Source organism: Streptomyces sp. PH10-H1 (assembly GCF_030063355.1).
In the GTDB taxonomy this organism is placed as follows: domain Bacteria; phylum Actinomycetota; class Actinomycetes; order Streptomycetales; family Streptomycetaceae; genus Actinacidiphila.
Map to the genome: position 1 here is coordinate 1 of NZ_JASISZ010000004.1, position 21,561 is coordinate 21,561.

A 21,561-nucleotide genomic window follows, 5' to 3' on the forward strand; every position below is an offset into this window, starting at 1 on the left:
ATCCGCAGGCACGTTCCGACTACTCGCCAACACCCGTAACTCAGCGACCTGTTCCACGGAGAGCTCCATGCCAGTACCAACGAGACACACGAGATTAAGTAACGCCAACGGGATCACGAGACACTAGTGCTTGGCTGACGCGGGCCTCCTCCACGGTCAGCGGCTCGAAGCGGCGCGGCCTGGGGGTGCCCATGCGGACGTTGCGGGCGACGTTGCGCGGTATCTCCTCTTCCCGGACGGCGTGCTCCAGGGCGGACTTGAGCACGGAGTGGACGTAGGCCATGGTTAGCGGTGAGAGGCGCTTGCGGCAGCAGGTGCCGGCGGCGCAGCACTGGGGTTGGGCGCCGGCGGTGTCGAGGCCGCGTGTGCAGCACTGGCAGTGGTGCGGAGTTGGTCGAGCCAGGTGCGGACGTCCTTGGCGGTGAGCTTGGCGAGCTTCTTCTTGCCCAGGCCGGGGATGACGTAGAGGCGCACGCAGGCGGTGTAGCGGGTGTGGGTGTTCTCGCGCAGCCGGTGAACGACGACGCTCTCCAGCCAGTAGGTCAGGAACACGCCGACGCTGCCCTGCGCATTGGGGGCCGGGACGCCGCGGTTGCTGGTGGCGATCTTCTCGGTGAGCTTGGCCAGGGCCTCCTTGCACGTTGCCCCGTAGACGCGGACGCGCCTGCGGGTGCCGCCTGCCGCGAGGACGTATCCGGCGGCTTCCCAGCCGCCGTCCTTGCGCTGGTAGACGGTGCCGTCTCCGTTGGCGCGGGCGCGGCGGGAGCTGGGGTTCGGGGTGGTCATCAGCTGGCCTCTTCAAGGTGGTGGTGGACAAGGGCGTTCAGGGCGTGGGCGGGGATGCGGCGGGAGCGGCCGATGGTGATGGAGGCGAGTTGCCGGGTGCGGATGAGGTCGTAGACGGTGGAGCGGCCGACCTTAACCGGGCCATGACCCCGGGGACGGTGAGGAGCTCGTCGGCAGCCACGCGCCGCCCCCGAGGTCCCTTGGTTACCTGGTGGTGGGGCCAGGGCGGAGTCGAGGCGGGCGAGTTCGGGGGTGAGTCCGATGCCGGAGAAGGCCCAGTGGGCGAGGATCAGTGTCGAGTCCTGGTCCGGTCCCGTCGTCGGCGTGCTGGCCTGGGCGCGTTGCCAGGCGGCGCGGGCGTCTCGTAGGACGGCCAGGGTGGTGGAGTACTGGCGGGTCTTGGTGGAGAAGTGGCCTCGGAAGCCGAGCATGTGTGCCCAGGTCCGTAGCTTGAGGTTGGCTAGTTCGGGGCGGGCTCCCAGGTTCCAGGCGGTGCGGACCATGCGTTCGGCGTGCGGGGGTATGTCGAACGCGTGGAGTTCGCCGATAGGGCGGAGTCGCCGGTCCAGGGTGCGGTCGACCCTTCGGCTCGCTTGGTGGCGTACTTGGCGATGTAGGCGGCCACGGCGCGTTCGGTGACGGGGGTTCCGGCTTCGAAGTCGCCGCCGCGGATGGGGCGGACGTCGAGCTGGGTGCCGAAGGCGAAGGCGGTCTGCTGGCCGTCGAGTGTCGGCCTGTCGATGCGGGTGCGGGTGGCGGCGGCGTGGATGGCGTCGGTCAGCATGCTGGTGCTGGCCCAGGCGGGTGGCGGGGTGCGGTGGCCGTCGGGTCCGTCAAGGCGGATGACGGCGTGGAAGTGGACCAGGCCGCGCCGCTGGTACTCGGCGACCTTGGCGTAGGAGACCTTGACGGCGGCGGACGTGTGCCGCTGGGTGAGTCCGGCCGCCTTGGCGATCTCGCGGCGCAGGTGGAGCATGAAGCGGGACCACAGGGCCGGGGCATGGGCGTTCCACAGGACCGATACCGGGTAGTCGTAGCGGTCGGGCGCCAGGGGTGAGCCGAGTTGCGGGTCGTCCTGGTCGTGGGTGCGTCCGCAGCGGCACCGGCCAGTCTGCTTGGCATCGGCGGTGGGTCGGTTGTGGACGGGGCCGAAGGAGGGGGCGGTGAAGGTCGCGAAGACGCGGGGGTGTGCGGTGATGGTGTCGGGGACGGTTTTGCCGCCGCGCAGTCCGGCGGCGCTCTCTACAAGGCAGCAGGGCAGAAGCTTCTGACGCTCACTGACATGGGCTACATCGGTGCCGGCATTGGCATCCGCACCCCGGTCAAGCGCCGCCCCGGCAACCAACTCGTCGAGCAACATCTCTCGTATCAACGCCGTCCAGACCGCCCTGCGAGCGATCGGTGAACGTGGAAACTCCCTGCTCAAGACCACTTTCAAGGCTCTGCGCCACGTCAGCCTGGACCCCAGCCGCATCGGCGACATCACGGCAGCAGCCCTCGTCATCCTGCACCTCAAAGATAACCGGACCACCTGAACCAATACCGTACGTAATCTCTGGTTACCGAGAAGGGCTCAGTAGGGCCGCCCTCGGCCAGTACGTCGATCCTTCCTCGACGAGATCCGCACTCACCGGATCCCCCTCGGCCGGCTTCAGCAGCCACAAGTTCCACCGATGGGTGGAGATTGGTGTTCCTCCTCATGCTGTGCATCCCAGCGTGCGACGCACAGCTCAACAAGGAAACCCCTATATCTCCAGCTCAACCGGTGAAACTACTGCAGTCGTGTTGACGGGCGCCGCCGCTCAGCTTTCGTCGGGGGCGAGGCGCAGGGAGATGCTGTTGATGCAGTAGCGCTGGTCGGTGGGGGTGCCGTAACCCTCGCCCTTGAAGAGGTGGCCGAGGTGAGAACCGCAAGTGGCGCAGCGGACCTCGGTGCGGGTCGTGCCCATGGAATGGTCTTCCAGAAGTTCTACGGCGTCTGAGTTGCGTGCATCCCAGAAGCTAGGCCAGCCGCAGTGGGACTCGAACTTCGTGTCCGAGCGGAAGAGCTCGGCGTCGCAGGCGCGGCAGGAGTAGACACCGGTGGTCTTGGTGTCGGTGTACTCGCCGACGAAGGGACGCTCGGTGCCGGCCTCGCGCAGGACGGCGTACTCCTGGGGGGACAGCTCCTCGCGCCACTGCTCGTCGGGCTTCTCGACTTCGTACGGCATGCCGTTGCTCCTCAGTTCTGGCTCTCCAGGCGGGACAGGATGAGCGGACCGAGGTCGGTCACGTCGCCCGCGCCCATAGTGAGAACAAGGTCCCCCGGCTTGGCCATTCCTGCGATCACGTCCGGGATCGCGTCCTTGTCGTGCTCGGCCGTCACATCGGCGCCCGCCGTGGTGGCCGCGTCGATGATCAGGGTGCTGGTGATGCCCGGGATCGGGTCCTCGCGGGCGGGGTAGATGTCGAGGACCACGGAGGCGTCGGCCAGGGCCAGCGCCTGCCCCATCTCCACGCCGAGCTCGCGGGTGCGGCTGAACAGGTGCGGCTGGAAGACCACCAGCACGCGGGCGGCACCGGCGGCGCCCCGGATGGCCTCCAGATCGGCGGTCATCTCGGTGGGGTGGTGGGCGTAGGAGTCGATCACCTGCACCCCGGCCGCCTCGCCCTTGAGCTGCAGGCGGCGCCGGACACCGGTGTACTTGGCGAGCGCCGAGGCGAGATTGCGCGCGGGCGTGCCGAGCGCGATGCCGGCGGCGAGCGCGGCCACCGCGTTGTGCGCGTAGTGGCGGCCGGGGACGGACACGGCGAAGGTGAGCATCCGCCCTTCGAGGACGACGGTGACCTCGCTGGTCAGACCCCGCTGGTTGATCTTGGTGATGCGCAGGTCGGCACCCTCGGACTCGCCGACGGTGACGATGTTCAGCTCGCCGATGTCACGGACCCGCGAGGTCAGCTCGCGGGCGCCCGCCTGGTCGGCGGAGACGATGAGCGTGCCGCCGGGACGGACCCGGCCGACGAACGTCTCGAAGGAGTCGTAGATCTCGTCCATCGAGGCGTAGTTCGCGTGATGGTCCAGCTCGACGTTGAGGATGATCGCGACTTCGGGGGCGTACTTGTGGAAGCTGCGGTCGCTTTCATCCGCCTCCGCTACGAAGATCTCGCCGCCGCCGTGGTGGGCGTTGGAGCCGGGCGCGTCGAGGTCGCCGCCGATGGCGTACGAGGGGTCGAGGCCGAGCGCGGTGAGGCTGACCGCGAGCATCGAGGTGGTGGTGGTCTTGCCGTGGGTGCCGGCCACCGCGATCGGGCGCTTGCCGTCCATGAGCGCGGCGAGCGCGTCGGAGCGGTGCACGACCGGGAGGCCGCGCTCGGCGGCGGCCACCAGCTCGGGGTTCTCCGCGCGGATGGCGCTGGAGACGACCACGCAGGTGGCGTCGGAGGCCAGGTGCCGGGCGTCATGGCCGATGCGCACCGCGACCCCGAGGGCGCGCAGCGCCTCGGCCGTCTCGGAGTCCTTCGCGTCGCTGCCCGCGACTTTGGCGCCGCGCTGCGCGAGGATCTTGGCGATCCCCGACATTCCGGCTCCGCCGATGCCGATGAAGTGCGGTCGGTCCATCGTGGAGGGAATGGTGGGGCTCATACGCGGGTCTCCCGGACGTCTCGAACGGTTTGCCTGACGGCTCCGATTCTCGCACCTTCCCGTAGACGTCCTGCGCCGCGCTGTCTGCCCGCGCAAGCGCACTTTTTTGGATCATGGTCGGTGCGCGGCCCTCACGAGGACCGGATCAGGCCGCTGCTGAGGCCCGCCGCGATGGCGCCCGTCCGGCTGTCCACGTCGAGCTTGCCGTAGATGTGCACGAGGTGGGTCTTGACGGTCGCCTCGCTGATGAACAGCCGTCGGGAGATCTGCTTGTTGGCGAGTCCCTCGGCGAGGAGCCGCAGGATCTCGGCCTCGCGCGGCGACAGGGTGGGCCGCCCGGACCTGACCCGTCCCAGCAGCCGGGCGGCGACCGGCGGGGCCAGTACGGTCTCGCCGCGCGCGGCGGCGCGGACGGCGGCGGCGACCTCCTCCGGAGGCGCGTCCTTGAGCAGATAGCCGGTGGCTCCGGCCTCGACGGCGGCCAGGATGTCGGCGTCGGTGCTGTAGGTGGTGAGGATGAGGACGGCGGGCGGGTCGGGCAGTGCGGTGATCCGCCGGGTCGCCTCGACACCGTGCATGCCGTCACCCATCTGGAGGTCCATGAGGATCACTTCGGGACGGGCCACGGTCCCGTCGGCCAGCAGGCGCAAGGCCTCGGCGCCGTCGGCGGCCTCGCCGACGGCTTCCAGTTCCGGCAGGTCGTCGACCATGGCGCGCAGGCCGCGCCGTACGACGGGGTGGTCGTCGACGATCAGGATCCGGATCACCGCTCCACGCTGACCACGGGCGTCGCGGCTGCTGCCGCTTCCGGCCGCCCCTGGCGCGGCACCGGCACCACCGCACGCACAGGCACGGGCTCGGACACCGGCTCGGGCAGCGGCGCCGACACCGGCCCCGACACCGGCCCCGACAGCGGCACCGGCAGCGCCGCCGCGACCGCCGTGCCCTCGCCCGGGGCGGACTCGACCGTCAGGGTGCCGCCGAGTTCGGCGATGCGCTCGCGCATGCCGTGCAGGCCGAAGGTGGCGCGCTCGCCGGCCGCGAGCGGGGCCTGCGGTGCCTTCGGGTCCTGCGGGGTGAAGCCGACCCCGTCGTCGTAGACGTCCAGCGTCACCTGTCCGTCGAGGAAGACGAGCGTCACGGCGGCGTTGCGGGCCCGCGCGTGCCGGGCGACGTTGGCCAGCGCCTCCTGGGTGAGCCGCAGCAGCGCGACCTCGGCCTCGATGGGCAGCGGGTAGGGGTCGCCGTCCAGGCGGAAGGCGACCTTCGGAGCGGTGTACGGGGCGGTCTGCGGGCCGGAGCCGAAACCGGCCGTGACGCGGCGCAGCGCCTCCGGCAGCGCGGCGTCCTCCAGGGCGGACGGGGTGAGGTCCTGTACGAAGCGGCGGGCCTCGGCGAGGTTCTCGGACGCGGTGCGCCCGGCTTCCTGGATCCGGGCCCTGGCCGTTTCGGTGCCCGCGCCTGCGGCCGGCAGTGCGCTGTCGGCGGCACGGGTCAGCAGCACGATGCTGGACAGTCCCTGGGCCAGGGTGTCGTGGATCTCCCGGGCGAGCCGCTGCCGCTCGGCGAGCCGGCCCGCCTCGCGCTGGGCCGCCGCCAGCTCGTCGCGCGTCGTCACCAGGTCGTCGATGAGCCGCCGGCGCTGCCGGCTCTCGCGGTACAGCGCCGCGTACCCGTAGGCGGTGAGTACGGCGACGGCCGCGCCGGCGGTCGGGCCGATGACCTTCGCGGCGGTGAACCCGTCGGGACCGTGGGACTGCACGACGACGATCAGCGCGGTCGCGGCGCCGACGGACGGCAGCGACCAGCGCGGCGGCAGTACGTGCAGATGGAGGAAGAACAGCGGGAAGACGACGTAGCTGAAGTCCCGGTCGGCGAGCAGCAGTCCGACCCACAGCGCGGTGACGACGGCCAGCCAGCCCCGGACCCAGGCCTGCGACGGCTCCCGGCGTTCGCGCAGCGCTCCGGCACCGTAGACCAGCCCGAGCGCGATGCCCGGCACGAGCAGCAACGCGGACTCGGTGCCGACCGCTGCGGGGCCGAGCGCCACCGCGAGCAGCACGAAGAACGTGCCGTGCAGGGCGGCGCGCATCAAGCGCAGTGCGGGGGTGTCCTCGGGTGTGCGACGGCCCGTAGGCAGGGATATGCCGGAGTTGCTCACCTCTCCGAGGGTACGGGGGCGGGGCAGCCGCGATGGGGCCGTGCCATCAACCTTTCGATGGATTCCGGTACCGCTCCTCTCCCTGATGGCAGCGGCGGCCGGGCCGGACAGCCTTGAGGGACAGCTGGAGAATGTCCGACCCAGGAGGGTCCAGAAGGTGTTCGTCGCACTCCGTGACATCAGATTCGCCAAGGGGCGGTTCGCCCTGATGGGCGCGGTCGTCACGCTCATCACCACGCTCGTCGTGTTCCTGTACGGCCTGACGGGCGGGCTCGGACGCGACGCCTCGTCGGCCATCGCCGAGCTGCCCGCGAACGACATCGTGTTCGGCGCCCCGGCCGGCGCCTCCGCCGGGGTGTCGTTCAGCAACAGCACCATCAGCGACCGCCAGGCCGCGGCCTGGGCCGCCACCGCCGGGGTGACCTCCGCCGAGCCGCTGGGGGTTGCGATGACCCGAGCCACCGGCGCCGCGGCCGCGGGCTCGGTGAGCCTGTTCGGCGGCTCCGCGAAGCTGCTGCCGCCGCTGGTCTCCGGCAGCGCGCCGAAGGACGGCCAGGTGGCCGTGAGCCAGTCCGTCGCGGACACGTACCAGCTGGTCCCGGGCAGCACGCTCGGGCTCGGTACCGAGCGGGTGACCGTGTCGGGGATCACCGCCACCCGCTCGTACGGGCACGCCGCGAGCGTGTGGACCACGCTGTCCACCTGGCAGCGGATCAGCGGGCAGCGGCAGGCCACCGCGCTCGCCGTCGGCCAGTCGGGGGCCGACCTCGGGGCGGCCGACGCCACGCAGGGCACCAGGGCCGTCGCGCGCGGCGACGCGCTCGCGGGGATCGACGGTTACCAGGCCGAGCACCTGAGCCTGCAGATGATCCAGGTGTTCCTGTTCGCGGTGAGCGCCCTGGTGACCGGCGCGTTCTTCACGGTGTGGACGGTGCAGCGCAAGCCGGACGTGGCGGTGCTCAAGGCCGTCGGCGCGAGCAGCGGCTACCTGGTGCGTGACGCGCTCGCGCAGGCGCTGGCCGTACTCGCCGGGGGAGCGCTGCTCGGCGGTGCGATCGGGGCCGGGGGAGGCGCGATCGCCTCGTCGGTGGTGCCGTTCGCGGTAGGCCCGGCCACCGTCGCCGTGCCGGTCGCCGTCATGGTGCTGCTCGGCCTGGCGGGTTCGGCCTTCGCGATCGCCCGCATCACCTCCGTCGACCCGCTGACCGCGCTGGGAGCCAACCGATGACCGCCCTGTCCCTTGCTTCCGTCCGTCTCACCTATCCGGACGGGGACGGCCGGCTCACCGCCCTCGACGACATCTCCCTGGAGGTCGGGGCAGGTGAGCTGCTGGCGGTGGCCGGGCCGTCGGGCTCCGGCAAGTCCAGCCTGCTGGCGGTGGCCGCGACACTGCTGCGGCCCGACGCCGGAAAGGTCGTCGTGGCCGGTCAGGACACCACCCGGCTGCGCGACAAGGAGCGCACCGCGCTGCGCCGCGAGCACATCGGCATCGTCTTCCAGCAGCCGAATCTGCTCGCCGCGCTGACCGCGGTGGAGCAGCTGCTCGCCGTCGAGCACCTGCGCGGCGGAAAGGTGCGCGCGGCTCGGGAGCGGGCCGAGGAACTGCTCGACTCGGTCGGTCTCGACGCCGCCCAGCGCGCCCGCCGTCCGCACCAGCTGTCCGGCGGGGAGCGCCAGCGGGTGAACATCGCCCGCGCGCTCTTCGGCCGCCCGGCCGTCCTGCTCGTCGATGAACCGACGTCCGCACTCGACCACGACCGCGGCGCGCGGATCGTGGAACTGCTGGCCCGCGTGACCCGCGAGCACGGCACGGCGACGGTCATGGTCACCCACGACCGCGGCCTCATGGACCACGCCGACCGCCTCCTGGAGATGACCGACGGTCGGCTGGATGGAGCTCCGACGGCAGCCGCCCTCCCATTGCCGGACCAGGCGGGTTGAACGGAAGGGGGACGGGGCCGCAGGGGTAGGGGTCCGAAATGCTGCCGTGTATTTGTGGGCCGCCAGGCCCGTACATATACGATTTCGGACCCCTGCCCTGGAGGCCCCGGCCCCCGACTCCCAGCGGACAGGCTCAGTCGTGCTGCGCGAAGAGCTTGAGCACTGGAACGCCGACCCTGTGGCGGGCGCGTGACGTCCAGTCGCGGTGGAAGAACTCCTCCACGAAGTGCGGAGCGGTCAGCACGATCACCTCGTCGGCATGGGTCTGCTCAACCACCGACTTGAGCAGGTCGAGCGGATGGTCCTCGACCACTTCGCCGACCGCTTCGGCGCCGGTGGCGCGCAGCGAGGCGAGTGAGTGGCTCAGGGCTCGTTCGGCCGGAAGAGTGGCCTCCTGGCCTTCGGGTTCCGCGCGCTCGTGGGCGGCGTCGTCCAGATAGCCGAGGGCCACGTCGTCCACGGCCCGCAGTAGCCGGTCCTGGTCGCCGCGTGGCTGCATGAGTACGACGAAGGAGACGGGCTCGTCGCCGTGCAGTGTGGTGACGAGCTCCACATCGGCGGGGGCGAGCGGCTTCTCGATCATGAGTACGGTCGTGAACACGGACGCGTCCTTCTTTCTCGTGGGCCACCGGGCCGGCACAGAATCCATCCTGCCCCGACTCCGTACAGGGCACGCGGTGTAAGTGTTCCCTCGCGGAGGCAAACGGAACGACATATTCCGCAGATTGTCAGCCGCGGGAGTAACGGGTGAACAGGAAGCCGTCCTCCTCCAGGATCGAGGTCGGGGAGAATCGTTTCGGCACGGCGATTCCGGGACCGTTCATGATCCGCGAGGCATCCCCCGCGGTGATCAGTGGAGCGATGGTCAGGCACAGTTCATCCACTACCCCGGCAACGGCGAACTGCGCCAGGACCTTCGGGCCGCCCTCGTGCAGCAGTCGCGTCAGCCCGAGGTCCGCCAGTGCGCGGACGGTCCGGGCCGGGTCGGCGCCGGCTCCGTCGCCCGCCACCACGACCCGCGCTCCGGCCTTCGTGGCGGCCGCCACCCGGTCGGCGGGCGCGGTCGCGCCGGTCACCACCAGCGTCTGCGTCACCGGCTCGGTGAACAGCGGCAGGGAGAAGTCCAGGTCAAGGCTTGCGCTGAGTACGGCGATCACCGGCGCGGGCGGCTGGCCGGCGGCCGCCCGCCGGTCGGCGAACGCCTCGCGCGCCTTCGCCGGCCGGTAACCCTCCTGACGAACCGTTTCCGCACCGACGACCACCACGTCCGCCAGTGCCCGCAGCACTCCGAACACCCGCAGATCGGCGGCCGACGACAACCCCTGCGACCGCCCCTCATGCCGGGCGGCCCCGTCCAGGGACGCGACCATGTTCGCCCGCAGCCACGGTCCGCGGGCCCGGTCCGGATACGCGTACGCGTCCGCCAGCCCGTCGAGGGAGTCCAGGGAGCCGGCGGATCCCGGGGAGTCGAGGGGATGCGCGGAACCGGCGGAATCGAACGCGGCGGCGGTCTCATCGGCACTGGGCACGGGATACAGGCGGCGCATGCCTCGCAGTCTGGCATGCGCCCCCTCTTCCGGGCGACGATCAGCGCGCCCGGTGTTCGACGTCCGGAGCCCGGCCCGCACCCCGCACGAGCCCGGCCCGCACCCCGCTCAAGGGCCGGGCGGAGTGGGGTCCACCACACTCCCGCGGCACTCCGTGCCGGAGGGACTAGGCTGAATGGTCGTGTCAACCCCTGTCTCCTCCCTCGCCCAGGCCACCGGTTCCCGCCCCACCGCCGGGGGTCCCGCGGCCCTCTGCGGCCGAATGCCGCAGGTGCCCGCCGACCGGCTGGTCGCCGAGATGGTGCCGCCGCCGCGCTTCGACACCGTGCGGTTCGACACCTACCTCCCGGACCCCGATGAGGCCAGCCAGACCGACGCGGTGAAGGCGCTCAGCGGCTTCGCGTCGACCCTGGGCGGGGCGACGGCGGTCAACGGCGGCCGGAAGCGCTGGTTCCGGCGCGAGCCCCAGGCCCCCGCGGGACCCGGCGGGGTCTACCTCGACGGCGGCTACGGCGTCGGCAAGACCCATCTGCTCGCCTCGCTGTGGCACGCGGTTCCGGCGCCGCGCGAACAGAAGGCGTTCGGCACCTTCGTGGAGCTGACCAACCTCGTCGGGGCGCTCGGATTCCAGCAGGCGGTCCAGGCCCTGAGCGGCCACCGGCTGGTCTGCATCGATGAGTTCGAGCTGGACGACCCGGGCGACACGGTGCTGGTGTCCTCGCTGCTCGGCAAGCTCGCCGACGCGGGCGTGAAGCTCGCCGCCACGTCGAACACGCTGCCCGGCAAGCTCGGCGAGGGCCGGTTCGCCGCCTCCGACTTCATGCGGGAGATCCAGGGGCTGTCCGCGCGTTTCCTGCCGCTGCGCATCGACGGCCAGGACTACCGGCACCGCGGACTGCCCGAGGCCCCGGCGCCGTACACCGACCGGCAGGTCAGCGAGACCGCGGAGCGCACGCAGGGAGCTTCGCTCGACGACTTCGGCCCGCTGCTGGACCATCTGGCGCGGGTCCACCCCAGCCGGTACGGCGCGCTGTGCGACGGCGTCGACGCCGTCTTCCTGCAGGACGTATGGCCGGTGACCGATCAGGCCACAGCGCTGCGGCTGGTGGTACTCGCCGACCGGCTGTACGACCGCGAGGTGCCGGTGATGGCCTCGGGCACACCGTTCGACCAGATATTCAGCGCGGAGATGCTCGCCGGTGGATACCGCAAGAAGTACTTCCGGGCCATCTCGAGGCTGACGGCGCTCGCGCGTGACGCCGAGCGGCTCCCGGGAGCTGGCGCCTCCGCCTGATCCGTCGCAGGATCGGGGCATGGCGAAGGACGACAAGAGCGGGAAGAACGACCAGAGCGACACGAGTGGGAAGAAGCAGGGCGGCGGGAAGAGCGGCGAGGACGAGTCGGCCGCCGACGTACGCACCCTGCTGCGCGTTCCGCCGGGCGGCGGTCCGGTCAAGCTCAAGACGTACGACACCTCCGGCACCCCCGGCGGCCCGCAGGACAAGAAGCGGGCACTCGCCGAGACCGCCGCGATGGGCCTGCGGCTCGCCGAGCTCCAGGAGAAGCTCTTCGCGCAGAGCAGCGCGGGCGACCCGCGCGCGATGCTGTTCGTGCTGCAGGGCATGGACACCTCCGGTAAGGGCGGCACCGTCAAACACGTGGTCGGGCAGTTCAACCCGGCCGGGCTGCGGATGCGCGCCTTCAAGGCGCCGACGGACGAGGAGAAGCAGAACCCGTTCCTGTGGCGGATCCGCAAGGCGCTGCCGGAGCCCGGCGAGATCGGCATCTTCGACCGCTCGCACTATGAGGACGTGCTGATCGTCCGGGTCAGGAACCTGGTGCCGCGCGCCACCTGGTCCAAGCGGTACAGCGTCATCAACCGGTTCGAGCAGTCGCTCGCGGACGACGGCGTCAGCATCGTCAAGGTCTTCCTGCACGTCGGCTACGACGAGCAGCGCGACCGGCTGCTCGCACGGCTCGACAACCCGGACAAGCACTGGAAGTTCAATGCCGGCGATATCGCGGAGCGGGCCCTGTGGCCCGCCTACCAGGAGGCCTACGAGGCTGCTCTGGAGCGCTGCTCGACCGACGCCGCGCCCTGGTACCTCGTCCCCGCCGACCGCAAGTGGTACCGCAACTGGGCGATCAGCAAGCTGCTGCTGGAACACCTGGAGCTGATGGACCCGGCCTATCCGAAGGGCGACTTCGACGTGGAGGAGAGCCGGGCGCAGCTGCTCAAGACCTGAGCGGCCTCAAGACCTGACCGGCCTCACATCTTCTGATGAGCGCTAACCCGAGCAGGCCGTGCGCTGCGCTTCCTGCCATTCGCAGACAGGGCACATGGTCAGGCCTGGCTGCGTGGCCGGGTATTCGGTGGGCTTGCCGCACAGCACGCAGTCGGCGCGCGGCTCGCCCGCCGCCAGGGGCGCGGAGGGAGCGGCGGGGGCCGGCTCGGGATCGCCGGGGTCGGCGTAGCACTCGGTCACCCGTCCACCGTACTGCGCAGGATCGCGGCCGAGCGCGCGGGCAGGTGCAGCACGCCGGCCGGACCCGGCGGCTCGCAGGGGAGCCAGGCCGCGGCGATCTCGGCGCGCGCAGCGTACCCGCGATCGAGCGGGACGGCGGCCGGCGCGTCGGAGAAGTTCACGGCGGTGAGGAATCGGCCCCGGCGGACGGTGAGCAGGGTCCCGGTGGCGGTGACGCCGGGCGCCGCCGGGCCGCCGCCGGACAGCTCCGGCTCGGCGTGCCGCAGGGCGATCAGTTCGCGGTACCAGCTGAGCAGCCGAGCGTGCGGGTCGCGGAAGGACTCGTCCCAGTCGAGGCAGGAACGCAGCCGGGTGGCGGGGTCCTGGGGGTCGGGGATGTCCTCGGCGGCCCAGCCGTGTCCGGCGAACTCCCGGCGGCGGCCCCGGGTGATGGCCGCGGCGAGTTCCGGGTCTTCGTGGTCGGTGAAGAACTGCCAGGGCGTGCCCGCGCCCCACTCCTCGCCCATGAACAGCATGGGGGTGAACGGCGAGGTGAGGACGATCGCGGCGGCGAGGGCGAGCTGCCCGGGGGCGAGCCGGTCGCCGGTGGCGCGGTTGCCGATCTGGTCGTGGGTCTGGGAGTAGCCGAGGAAGCGGTGCGCCGGGGTCGTCGCGCGGTCCACCGGCCGGCCGTGGCGGCGACCGCGGAAGGACGAGTAGGTGCCGTCGTGGAAGAAGACGCGGGTCAGCGTCTTGGCGAGCGCGCCGAGCGGTTCCCGGGCGAAGTCGGCGTAGTAGCCCTGTGATTCACCGGTCAGTGCGGTGTGCAGGGCGTGGTGGAGGTCGTCGTTCCACTGGGCGGTCAGGCCCAGGCCGCCGGCCTCGCGCGGGGTGGTGGTGCGAGGGTCGTTGAGGTCGGACTCGGCGATCAGGAAGAGCGGGCGGCCGAGCGAGGCCGCCAGCGTGTCGACCGCCGCCGACAGCTCCTCCAGGAATTGCAGCGCTCGGGTGTCGACGAGCGCGTGGACGGCGTCCAGCCGCAGCCCGTCGAGGCGGTAGTCGCGCAGCCAGGCCAGCGCGCTGCCGATCAGATACGCGCGCACCTCGTCGGAGCCGGGGGCGTCCAGATTGACGGCGTCGCCCCACGGCGTGTGGTGCCGGTCGGTGAAGTACGGGCCGAACGCCGGGAGGTGGTTGCCGGACGGCCCGAGGTGGTTGTGGACCACGTCCAGGACGACGCCGAGGCCGTGCGCGTGAGCCGCGTCCACGAAACGTTTGAGGCCGTCGGGACCCCCGTAGGGCTCGTGAACGGCCCACAGGGACACGCCCTCGTAGCCCCAGCCGTGGGTGCCGGGGAACGGGCAGACCGGCATCAGCTCCACATGGGTGACGCCCAGTCCGGCTAGATGGGGGAGACGGCCGATCGCGGCCTCGAAGGTGCCCTCGCGGGTGAACGTGCCGATGTGCAGCTCGTAGAGCACCGCGCCCGGCAGCGGACGGCCGTTCCAGGGCCGCGTCCAGTCGAAGGCGGCGTGGTCGAGTACGGCGCTCGCTCCGTCGGGGCCGTCCGGCTGGCAGCGCGAACGCGGGTCGGGGAGCGGCGGTCCGCCGTCGAGTACGTAGGCGTACCGGGCACCGGGTGCGGCCGGGGCCTCGGCGCGCCACCAGCCCTCGCGGTCCGGATCCGGCTCCAGGGGATGGGTACGGCCTTCGGTCACGACCTCGGCGCGCGCCGCGTCCGGCGCCCACACCTCGAACTGCACTGGCGGCTCCTCTGAGCGGTCCGGCACGGACGTGTCCCGGCCTTCGCAGGCCTTCGCGGACCTTCCGCACCCTAGCGCCGGGACCGCACGGCTCACCGGGTTACGCGTCCTTCGGCCGCGCTGTCCTCGTCCTCACCTGCCGGGCGGGCTGAATTTCAGCCCACCAGGCGGCGCGGGCGACGACGATGCCGTCCCGCAGGGCGATCCAGGTCCATTCGGGCCGGTACTCGCCGCCGTCGGCGACCATGGTGTATGTGCCGCCGCTGATGGCGCGGCCGACGAGGCCGGAGTCGGCGAGGGAGTTGAAGAGAGGTGTTTCGCCGCGACGAGCGGACGGATGACCAGGTCAGTCATGAAGATCCTTCGGGAGAGTGACGCGCTCCCGGTCAGATCTGGGACGCCCGGTGGACAGGACGGGAGCGCGGACGGTTCGTTGTGAACATCGCGCTCGCCTCCTTCCATGTTGATCAAGGGCGTTCGAACACCGTAGCCGGGTCTCGACGCGCCTGTCCAGGCACTATTTTGGCGGCATGATCCACAGCCAGGAAGTACCCGTCGTCCGGCATGCGACCCGGTCCGACCTGCCGCGCGTCGCGGAACTCGCCATCGCCCATGCCGCCTACGAGCAGGCCGACCCGCCGGCCGCCGGCTTCGCCGAGCGGCTCGCCGACGCGCTCTTCGACCGCGCCGAGCCCCGGCTGATCTGCCTCGTGGCGCAGCTGCCGGGCGGCGACCTGGCCGGATACGCCACCTGCACACCCGAGTTCGCGACCTGGTCCGGGCATGAGTATCTGCACATGGACTGTCTGTTCCTCGACGGCGAGCACCGCGGCCTGGGCCTGGGCCGGATGCTGATCGACGCGGTCGCGGCCGAGGCGGTGGCCCTCGGTCTGGAGGAGGTCCAGTGGAACACCCCGGTCTGGAACAAGGGCGCCATCCGCTTCTACGACCGCCTCGGCGCCACCTCGCGCGAGAAGCGGCGCTACGCCTGGCGGGTGCCGGGCGCCTGCGGCTAGAGCCTGTCCGGGGTGACCGCATGGGTTCGCCGGGTCCGCCCGGCAGCCGGTTCGTCCTCAATCGCCGGACGGGCTGACTTCAGCCCGTCCGGCGATTGAGGCGTGCCGGTTACCGCACGCGGCGGCGCAGTCCGGCGAGGACCAGGGCCGAGCCGGCCAGGACGATCACCGCGTCGAGGAGGAGGGCGGTGTGGACGCCGCTCAGGACGGAGCCGGTGGCGGCGGTGCTGGCGGTGGCGACGGCGCTGAGGACCGGGATGCCCATCGTGACGCCGACCTGCTGGGTCATCGAGGCGAGTCCGGTGGCCAGACCCTGTTCGTCGTCGGGGAGGCCCGAGGTCGCGGTGACCATGTAGCCGACGATCGCCGAGATATGGCCGAAGGCGCCCGCCGCGGAGGCGGCGATGAGCAGAGTGAGGGCGCTGCCGCCGCCGGTGCCCAGCCAGAAGAAGGCGGCGGTGGACAGGGCCTGGACGAGCAGGCCGCCGGACAGGACCGTACGGGTGCCGTAGCGGCCGATGAGACGCGGGGCGGCCAGCCCTCCGGCGAAGGCGGCGAGGCCGATCCCGCAGAAGGCCAGGCCGGTCTGGAGCGGCGAGTAGTCGAGCACCTGCTGCATATAGAGGGTCAGCAGGAAGATGACCGAGCTCTCCATGGTGAAGGTGATCAGGCCGCCGAAGTTGCCCCACTTGACGGTGGGCCGGGTCAGCACTCCCAGCGGGGCGAGCGGTGCCTCGGCGCGCAGCTCGATGCGCCAGAAGGCGAGGAGCAGCAGAGCGGCGGCGGCGAGGCAGCCGAGCGCGGTGGGGTCGGTCCAGCCGTGCTGGCCGGCCATGGTGACGCCGTAGACGAGGGTGAGCAGCCCGCCGGTGACGGTGATCGCGCCGGGGATGTCGAGCTTGGAGCGGGCGCCGCGGCTCTCCTCGATCACGGCGGGGGCGGCGCAGAGGATGAACAGCGCGACGGGCACGTTGAGGAAGAAGGCCCAGCGCCAGCTCAGCAGGTCGGTGAGGACACCGCCGAAGATCGCGCCGATGGTGAATCCGGCCGACAGGAGGGTGCCGTTGAGGCCCAGCGCCTTGTCCCGCAGCGGCCCTTCGGGCAGCGAGGTGGTGAGCAGCGAGAGCGCGGCGGGGGTTGCCAGCGCGGATGCCAGGCCCTGGGCGACGCGGGCGCAGAGCAGCATCTCGGGGCTGGTCGCCAGACCGCCGGCCAGTGAGCCGGCGGCGAGCAGGCCCATGCCGGTCAGCAGCATCCGGCGGCGTCCCGCGAGGTCGGCGAGCCGGCCGAAGAGCAGGGTGAATCCGGCGGCCGGCAGCATCATCGCGGTGGCGATCCACTGCAGATTCGCCATCGAGAATCCGAGGCCGTGGCCGATGTCGGGAAGTGCAACGTTGAGGATGGAGAAGTCGACGGCGAGCATGAACTGCGAGCCGAGCAGGAGCAGGAGGACGAGGCGCTGGCGGGAGGTCATCCGGGAGGCACCGGCGTCACCGGCCGGGCCGGCGAAGGCCCCGTCCTCGGTGGCGGGCGACTGCGTGAGGGTGGTCATCACTACTGTCCGATCGTGAGTACGGCGTTACCGGTGATCCGCCGGTCGCGGAGGTCGTTGAGGGTTGCGGCGGTGTCCTGCCAGCCGCACAGGCGCCCGATCTCGGGGTGCAGCCGGTCGTTGGCCACCAGCCGGACGAGGGCGGCCAGGTCGGGGGCGAACGCCTCGTCGAAGTGCTCGTAGTGGAAGTGCCGGACGGTGCCGGAGCGGGGGCCCTTGAAGAACTCGAAGAAGCTGAGTTCAGCGGGTTCGCGGGACGCCTGGCCGAACCAGATCAGCGTGCCGCGCGGCCGCAGGAGCGACAGCGCCCGCGCCGTGGACGCGCCGCCCACCGACTCCAGCACCGTGTGGAACGGCCCGCGGGCGTCGGCCAGGTCGTGGACGACGGTCGCTCCGAACTCGGCGAGCCGCTTGCCGCGTTCGGGCGTCGCGGTGACGGCGGTGACCTCGGCGCCCGCCCCGATGGCCAGTTCGGTGAGGTAGTGGCCGACGCCGCCGGACGCGCCGGTCAGCAGCAGCGGATGCCCGGACACACAGCCGGTGGTGCGCAGCAGCCGCAGCGCCGTCAGCCCGGCCAGCGGCAGGGCGGCGGCCCGGATCGAGGAGACCCCGTCCGGCAGGACGGCGAGCGCGTCGGTGCCCACGGCCGCGTATTCGGCCCAGCCGCCGCCCGGCGGATGGCCGACGACCCGCTGCCCGGCCCGCGGTCCCGAGCCGTCCGCGGCAGCCTGGACGACCAGGCCCGCGATGTCCTTGCCGGGCCGCCAGTCGGGCCGCGGCCCGGGCTGTGGGCTGTACAGCCGGAAGACCTCGCCCCGGTTGACGGAGAACGCCTCGACCTTGACGAGCGCCTCGTCGGACGCGGGCCGGGGTTCCTCCGTGTCGCCCAGGACGACCATGTCGTCGGGACGCCCGGTGGGCAGCAGTGCCTTCACGTCAGTTCCTCGATCCGGTCCGGTGCGGGTGTGCCGCGCTGGGATCAAGGAAAGCCGCAGGTCAGAGGGTGCGTCCAACAGCCTTTTGGAGGGGTCGACAACCGGTGGTTGTCAGCGCACTACAGGGGGCCGGACAGCGGCCCGCTCGATGGTCCAGCTGGTGAGCAGAGCCAGCCGTTCGGCCGTCGCGGAGCCCGGGACCGCGGCGCAGGCGACCAGGATCTGGTCCGGATCGCCGGGCAGCTCGGGGGTATGTACAAGGCGATCGGCACGCTGTCGGCCGATGAGATCGCCGACATCATCGGCTTTGTCGCCAGCCGGCCCGCGCACGTTAGTCTGCGCCAGGTGATCGTGCTGCCGACTCGGCAGGCATGACCCGGAGGTGAGCGGGGGAACGGCAGCGGTGGATCTCGATCTCGCACCGGTGCGGGCCTTCGTCGTCACGGCGCAGCGGTTGCACTTCGGCCGGGCCGCCGCCGAACTGTTCCTCAGCCAGCAGGCGCTGTCCAAGCGCATCGCCCGCCTCGAGGACGCGCTCGGCGTACGGCTCTTCGACCGCACCGGACACAGCGTCGGCCTCACCCCGGCGGGGCAGCGCTTCCTCGGGCCCGCCCAGGACGTCGTACGGGCCGGGGAGGCGGCGGTGGCGGCCGCCCGGCACAGCGAACGCCCGCTGCGGGTGAGCGTCTGGGGCCATATGTTCATCCCGCTGCGGACGATCCGGACGGTCGTCGAGCAGGAGCCCGGCCTGGACATCGAGCTGAGCCTGCGGCCCGGTTTCCTGGCGGCGCTGTCGGGACTGCGGGGCGAAGAGATCGACTTCGCCCTCGGCCGCACCCACGGCCTCGACGAACCGTGGCCGGCGACCCTCACCCGCCGGCTGGTGTGCCTGGACCCGGTCAAGGCCGTCCTGAGCGAGAAGAGCCCGCTCGCCGGAGCTTCCGCGCTGCGCCCGGACGACCTGCGGACGAGCCGGCTGTGGTTCCCGGCCGCGATGGAGAAGCTCGAATTCCTCCGGAGCTTCGTGGAACGCTTCGGCATACCGGGGGACTTCGGCGGGATCAACCTCGGCCTCGAACCCTTCCTCGACCACCTCCGCGGCCGTCCTGAGCACTTCTCCCTGCTGCCCACCGATGTCGAGATCCCCCCGGGCACGGGCCTGGTGGAGCTCCCCGTGGTCGACCCCACGCCCCTCTACGCCTGGCATGTCGTCTGGCGCGCCGGTGAACGCCACCAGGCGCTCGGCCCCCTCCTCGACGCCTTCGCCCGCGCCGCGAGCACCCACGACTGGCTGGCCTACGACCCCGCCAGACACTGGCTCCCGGACACCGACCGGGGCGTCCTCTGACGGCGTCCGGTGGCCGGGGAGCCCGCTGACCGCTCATGCCTGATCGCTACGACGTGAGCAGCGCCACCGGGTGCGCCGCGAAGAGGTCCGCGACGGCCACGGTGCCGCGGTGGTGCACGCCGGTCAGCCGGTCGGCCCAGTCGCCCGGCGGCAGGGTGAGCTCGGTGCCGCGCCAGCCGCCCGCCTGCTCCAGCCCGTGCGGGAGACGGGTGACGGCGGTGAGCGACCGGCCGGTGCGGATGAAGGCGACGCAGTGCCCGGAGGCCGGGCCGGCCGCGTACAGGGGCTCGTACGTGGCGTCGGCTCCGAACCAGCCTGGGTGCTCGCGGCGCAGCCGCAGCGCCGTGGTGGTCACCAGCTCCTTCGGACCGTCCAGCCGGCCGGCGGGCCGATAGGGGCGGCGGTTGTCGGGATCGACGAGGAGCAGCTGGGGGTGCTCGTCGCCCTGGTAGACATCGGGCACGCCGGGCATGGTGAGGTGCAGCAGGGTGGCGCCGAGCCGGTTGACCAGCGACGGGCTCTCGATCGCGCGGGCGATGTCGGCGGTCGCGTAGTAGGTGGGGCCGGTGATCAGCTCACGGGTGAAGGTGTCGAGCCGCTTCTCGTAAGCCGGGTCCTGTTCCGTCCAGCTGGTGCGCAGGCCCGCCTCGCGCTCGGACTTGAGCATGGTGGCGGCGACCACGTCCTCGGCGCCGTAGCTGCAGTAGACCACCGCGTACTGCCAGGCCAGGTACTCGGTGTGTCGGTCGACGAGCGGAATGCCGGCGCGGGTGAAGTACGCGCGCAGGTGGTCCGATTCGCGGCGCAGCCAGGCGCGCCACAGGGCCGGCTGCTCCGAGACCGCGGCGAGCCGGGCCCGGACGTCTGCGCTGCGCTTGGTGTCGTGGGTGGACAGGGCGGTGCCGGTGGTGGGCCAGTCGCGCTGGAGGCGGGTGCAGAAGGCGTGGAACGCGTCCGGAGCGGTGGTGGGGTGGCCGGGGTCGCGGCCGACCTCGTTGAGCGGCAGCAGCGGGTACCAGCGGTAGAAGGCGGTGTCCTCGACGGACTTGGCGTGCAGCGCGGAGGCGACCTGGGCGAAGCGGACCGCGAAGCCGGCGTCCGCGCCCAGCGCGAGATCGCGGATCTCCTCCGCGCCCGGGACCGCCGCCTCACGGGCCGCGGTCCCCAGCATGGCGACGGCCTCGGCGGGCGCGCTCTCGCCGGGGACGACGTAGGGGCGGTAGACCGGCAGCCGGACCAGCAGTTCGCGGATGGCCTGGCGCAGCACGGCCGGATCGTGGCCGGGGAGCGCGCGGGCGGCGGTGCGCCCGAGCCGGCTCACCTCGGCGGCCAGGTCCTGCGTCACGATCTTGTACGAGGCGCGGCGGGCGGTCGGCGCCCACGCGCCGCCCCGGTCGGCGTCCTGGCCGGTGAAGTCGGCGTAGCAGGCGGTGATCCGCTCCACCCCGCCCGGATCGGTGAACAGCCCGTCGACGCGGTCCAGGGCGTCGTATCCGGTGGTGCCCGCGCAGGCCCAGCCGGCGGGCAGCTGCTCGTCGTGACCGAGGATCTTCTCCACGACGGTCCAGCGGCCGCCGGTCGCGGCGGCGAGCCGGCGCAGATATCCGGCGGGGTCGGCGAGGCCGTCGGGATGGTCGATGCGCAAGCCGTCCGCGACCCCGTCGCGCAGCAGCTCCAGGAGCTTGGCGTGGGTGGCGTCGAACACCTCCGGGTCCTCGACCCGGATCGCGATCAGGTCGGAAATGGTGAAGAAGCGCCGGTAGTTGAGGTCGGTGCGCGCTTCGCGCCAGTGGGCGAGCCGGTACCACTGGGCGTCGAGCAGTTCGCGCAGCGGGAGCGACTCGGTGCCGGGGCGCAGCGGGAAGGCGTGATCGTAGTAGCGCAGTACCGGTTCGCCGAGCGTCTTGTCGTCCTCGACGCGCAGCTCGCCGAGCACCTCACCGAGCGGGCCGCCCAGGACCGGCATGAGGAGCTTCCCGTCCAGCGCCTGCCAGTCGATGTCGAACCAGCGGGCGTAGCGGGAGCCGGTCCCTTCGCGGAGCACGGACCACAGCGGTCGGCTGAGGTGTTCGGGGGCGGGTACCGCCATGTGGTTGGGCACGGTGTCGAGTACGAGGCCGAGTCCGTGCGCGCGAGCGGTGCGGGACAGGGCCCTCAGCCCCGCCTCGCCGCCGAGTTCCTCGCTGATCCGGGTGTGGTCGACCACGTCGTACCCGTGGGTGGAGCCGGGGGCGGCTTGGAGCACCGGGGACAGGTGCAGATGGGAGACACCGAGCGCGGCGAGGTGCGGCACCACACCCTCGGCGTCGGCGAAGGTGAAGTCCGGTTGCAGCTGCAGCCGGTAGGTGGCTGTCGGCACAAGGGCTGTCGGCACGGCGGCCGTCGGCGGGGTCATGCAGGAGTGCGTACCCCGCCGCGCGGTCCT

The 21,561-nt window shown here is 71.9% G+C and carries 18 protein-coding genes and 3 pseudogenes; 7 read left to right on the forward strand and 14 right to left on the reverse strand.

Features of this window, described 5'->3' with window-relative positions; genetic code table 11:
• Positions 1–139: 139 nt before the first annotated feature.
• The 6 genes and pseudogenes from QMK24_RS03790 to QMK24_RS03815 form a co-directional block, all read right to left on the reverse strand.
• A pseudogene (locus QMK24_RS03790) lies at positions 140–786 on the reverse strand (tyrosine-type recombinase/integrase); the annotation flags it as partial.
• A gap of 197 nt (positions 787–983) precedes the next feature.
• Positions 984–2,020: pseudogene (locus tag QMK24_RS03795) on the reverse strand (replication initiator); the annotation flags it as partial.
• A gap of 568 nt (positions 2,021–2,588) precedes the next feature.
• Positions 2,589–2,996 (reverse strand): peptide-methionine (R)-S-oxide reductase MsrB, encoded by a 408-nt coding sequence (gene msrB, locus QMK24_RS03800; RefSeq protein WP_283463648.1) that lies wholly within the window; start codon positions 2,994–2,996, stop codon positions 2,589–2,591.
• 11 nt (positions 2,997–3,007) lie between these two features.
• On the reverse strand, positions 3,008–4,408 hold the full coding sequence (gene murC, locus QMK24_RS03805) for a UDP-N-acetylmuramate--L-alanine ligase (protein WP_283463649.1): 1,401 nt from the start codon (positions 4,406–4,408) through the stop codon (positions 3,008–3,010).
• A gap of 131 nt (positions 4,409–4,539) precedes the next feature.
• A complete protein-coding gene (locus tag QMK24_RS03810; protein WP_283463650.1) occupies positions 4,540–5,175 on the reverse strand; it encodes a response regulator in 636 nt (211 codons plus the stop codon).
• The gene (locus tag QMK24_RS03815) at positions 5,172–6,569 is read right to left on the reverse strand and encodes a sensor histidine kinase (RefSeq protein ID WP_283463651.1); all 1,398 of its coding nucleotides are present in this window, start codon (positions 6,567–6,569) and stop codon (positions 5,172–5,174) included. The genes QMK24_RS03810 and QMK24_RS03815 overlap by 4 nt, the downstream gene beginning before the upstream one ends.
• A 157-nt stretch (positions 6,570–6,726) precedes the next feature.
• Here QMK24_RS03815 and QMK24_RS03820 point away from each other — a divergent pair, with 157 nt between their 5' ends.
• Both QMK24_RS03820 and QMK24_RS03825 read left to right on the forward strand, forming a co-directional pair.
• Positions 6,727–7,797: an FtsX-like permease family protein gene (locus tag QMK24_RS03820; RefSeq protein ID WP_283463652.1), complete on the forward strand. Its 1,071-nt coding sequence runs from the start codon at positions 6,727–6,729 to the stop codon at positions 7,795–7,797.
• A complete protein-coding gene (locus tag QMK24_RS03825; RefSeq protein ID WP_283463654.1) occupies positions 7,794–8,510 on the forward strand; it encodes an ABC transporter ATP-binding protein in 717 nt (238 codons plus the stop codon). Before QMK24_RS03820 ends, QMK24_RS03825 begins: the two co-directional genes overlap by 4 nt.
• Positions 8,511–8,643: 133 nt before the next feature.
• Here QMK24_RS03825 and QMK24_RS03830 read toward each other — a convergent pair whose 3' ends face one another.
• Together QMK24_RS03830 and QMK24_RS03835 are read right to left on the reverse strand one after the other, a co-directional pair.
• Positions 8,644–9,111, reverse strand: a complete 468-nt coding sequence (locus QMK24_RS03830) for an indole-3-glycerol phosphate synthase (RefSeq protein WP_283463655.1) — start codon at positions 9,109–9,111, stop codon at positions 8,644–8,646.
• A 127-nt stretch (positions 9,112–9,238) separates the two neighbouring features.
• A complete protein-coding gene (locus QMK24_RS03835; RefSeq protein ID WP_283463656.1) occupies positions 9,239–10,057 on the reverse strand; it encodes a pyrimidine reductase family protein in 819 nt (272 codons plus the stop codon).
• A gap of 175 nt (positions 10,058–10,232) precedes the next feature.
• On the opposite strand from QMK24_RS03835, the gene zapE reads away from it, so the two are divergent.
• Both zapE and QMK24_RS03845 read left to right on the forward strand, forming a co-directional pair.
• The gene (gene zapE / locus QMK24_RS03840) at positions 10,233–11,351 is read left to right on the forward strand and encodes a cell division protein ZapE (protein WP_502962570.1); all 1,119 of its coding nucleotides are present in this window, start codon (positions 10,233–10,235) and stop codon (positions 11,349–11,351) included.
• 19 nt (positions 11,352–11,370) lie between these two features.
• Positions 11,371–12,303, forward strand: a complete 933-nt coding sequence (locus tag QMK24_RS03845; protein WP_283463658.1) for a PPK2 family polyphosphate kinase — start codon at positions 11,371–11,373, stop codon at positions 12,301–12,303.
• Positions 12,304–12,345: 42 nt separating this feature from the next.
• Here the strand turns inward: QMK24_RS03845 and QMK24_RS03850 are convergent, their stop codons facing one another.
• From QMK24_RS03850 to QMK24_RS03860, 3 genes and pseudogenes are all read right to left on the reverse strand, one after another.
• Positions 12,346–12,543, reverse strand: a complete 198-nt coding sequence (locus QMK24_RS03850; protein ID WP_283463882.1) for a hypothetical protein — start codon at positions 12,541–12,543, stop codon at positions 12,346–12,348.
• On the reverse strand, positions 12,540–14,285 hold the full coding sequence (treZ, locus tag QMK24_RS03855) for a malto-oligosyltrehalose trehalohydrolase (protein ID WP_283463659.1): 1,746 nt from the start codon (positions 14,283–14,285) through the stop codon (positions 12,540–12,542). Before treZ ends, QMK24_RS03850 begins: the two co-directional genes overlap by 4 nt.
• A 160-nt stretch (positions 14,286–14,445) precedes the next feature.
• Positions 14,446–14,639, reverse strand: a pseudogene (locus QMK24_RS03860) (GNAT family N-acetyltransferase); the annotation flags it as partial.
• Positions 14,640–14,815: 176 nt separating this feature from the next.
• On the opposite strand from QMK24_RS03860, the gene QMK24_RS03865 reads away from it, so the two are divergent.
• Positions 14,816–15,301, forward strand: coding sequence for a GNAT family N-acetyltransferase (locus tag QMK24_RS03865; protein ID WP_283463660.1), 486 nt, complete (start codon positions 14,816–14,818; stop codon positions 15,299–15,301).
• 109 nt (positions 15,302–15,410) lie between these two features.
• Here QMK24_RS03865 and QMK24_RS03870 read toward each other — a convergent pair whose 3' ends face one another.
• Entirely contained in the window at positions 15,411–16,853 is a 1,443-nt protein-coding gene (locus tag QMK24_RS03870; protein WP_502962569.1) for an MFS transporter, read from the reverse strand.
• A 2-nt stretch (positions 16,854–16,855) separates the two neighbouring features.
• Entirely contained in the window at positions 16,856–17,788 is a 933-nt protein-coding gene (locus QMK24_RS03875; RefSeq protein WP_502962568.1) for a zinc-binding dehydrogenase, read from the reverse strand.
• Positions 17,789–18,040: 252 nt separating this feature from the next.
• On the opposite strand from QMK24_RS03875, the gene QMK24_RS03880 reads away from it, so the two are divergent.
• Both QMK24_RS03880 and QMK24_RS03885 read left to right on the forward strand, forming a co-directional pair.
• The gene (locus QMK24_RS03880) at positions 18,041–18,163 is read left to right on the forward strand and encodes a hypothetical protein (RefSeq protein WP_283463661.1); all 123 of its coding nucleotides are present in this window, start codon (positions 18,041–18,043) and stop codon (positions 18,161–18,163) included.
• Between the two features lie 28 nt (positions 18,164–18,191).
• A complete protein-coding gene (locus QMK24_RS03885; protein WP_283463662.1) occupies positions 18,192–19,136 on the forward strand; it encodes a LysR family transcriptional regulator in 945 nt (314 codons plus the stop codon).
• Positions 19,137–19,182: 46 nt separating this feature from the next.
• On the opposite strand, the gene treY is transcribed toward QMK24_RS03885, so the two are convergent.
• Positions 19,183–21,531: a malto-oligosyltrehalose synthase gene (gene treY / locus QMK24_RS03890; protein ID WP_283463663.1), complete on the reverse strand. Its 2,349-nt coding sequence runs from the start codon at positions 21,529–21,531 to the stop codon at positions 19,183–19,185.
• Between the last annotated feature and the right edge of the window lie 30 nt (positions 21,532–21,561).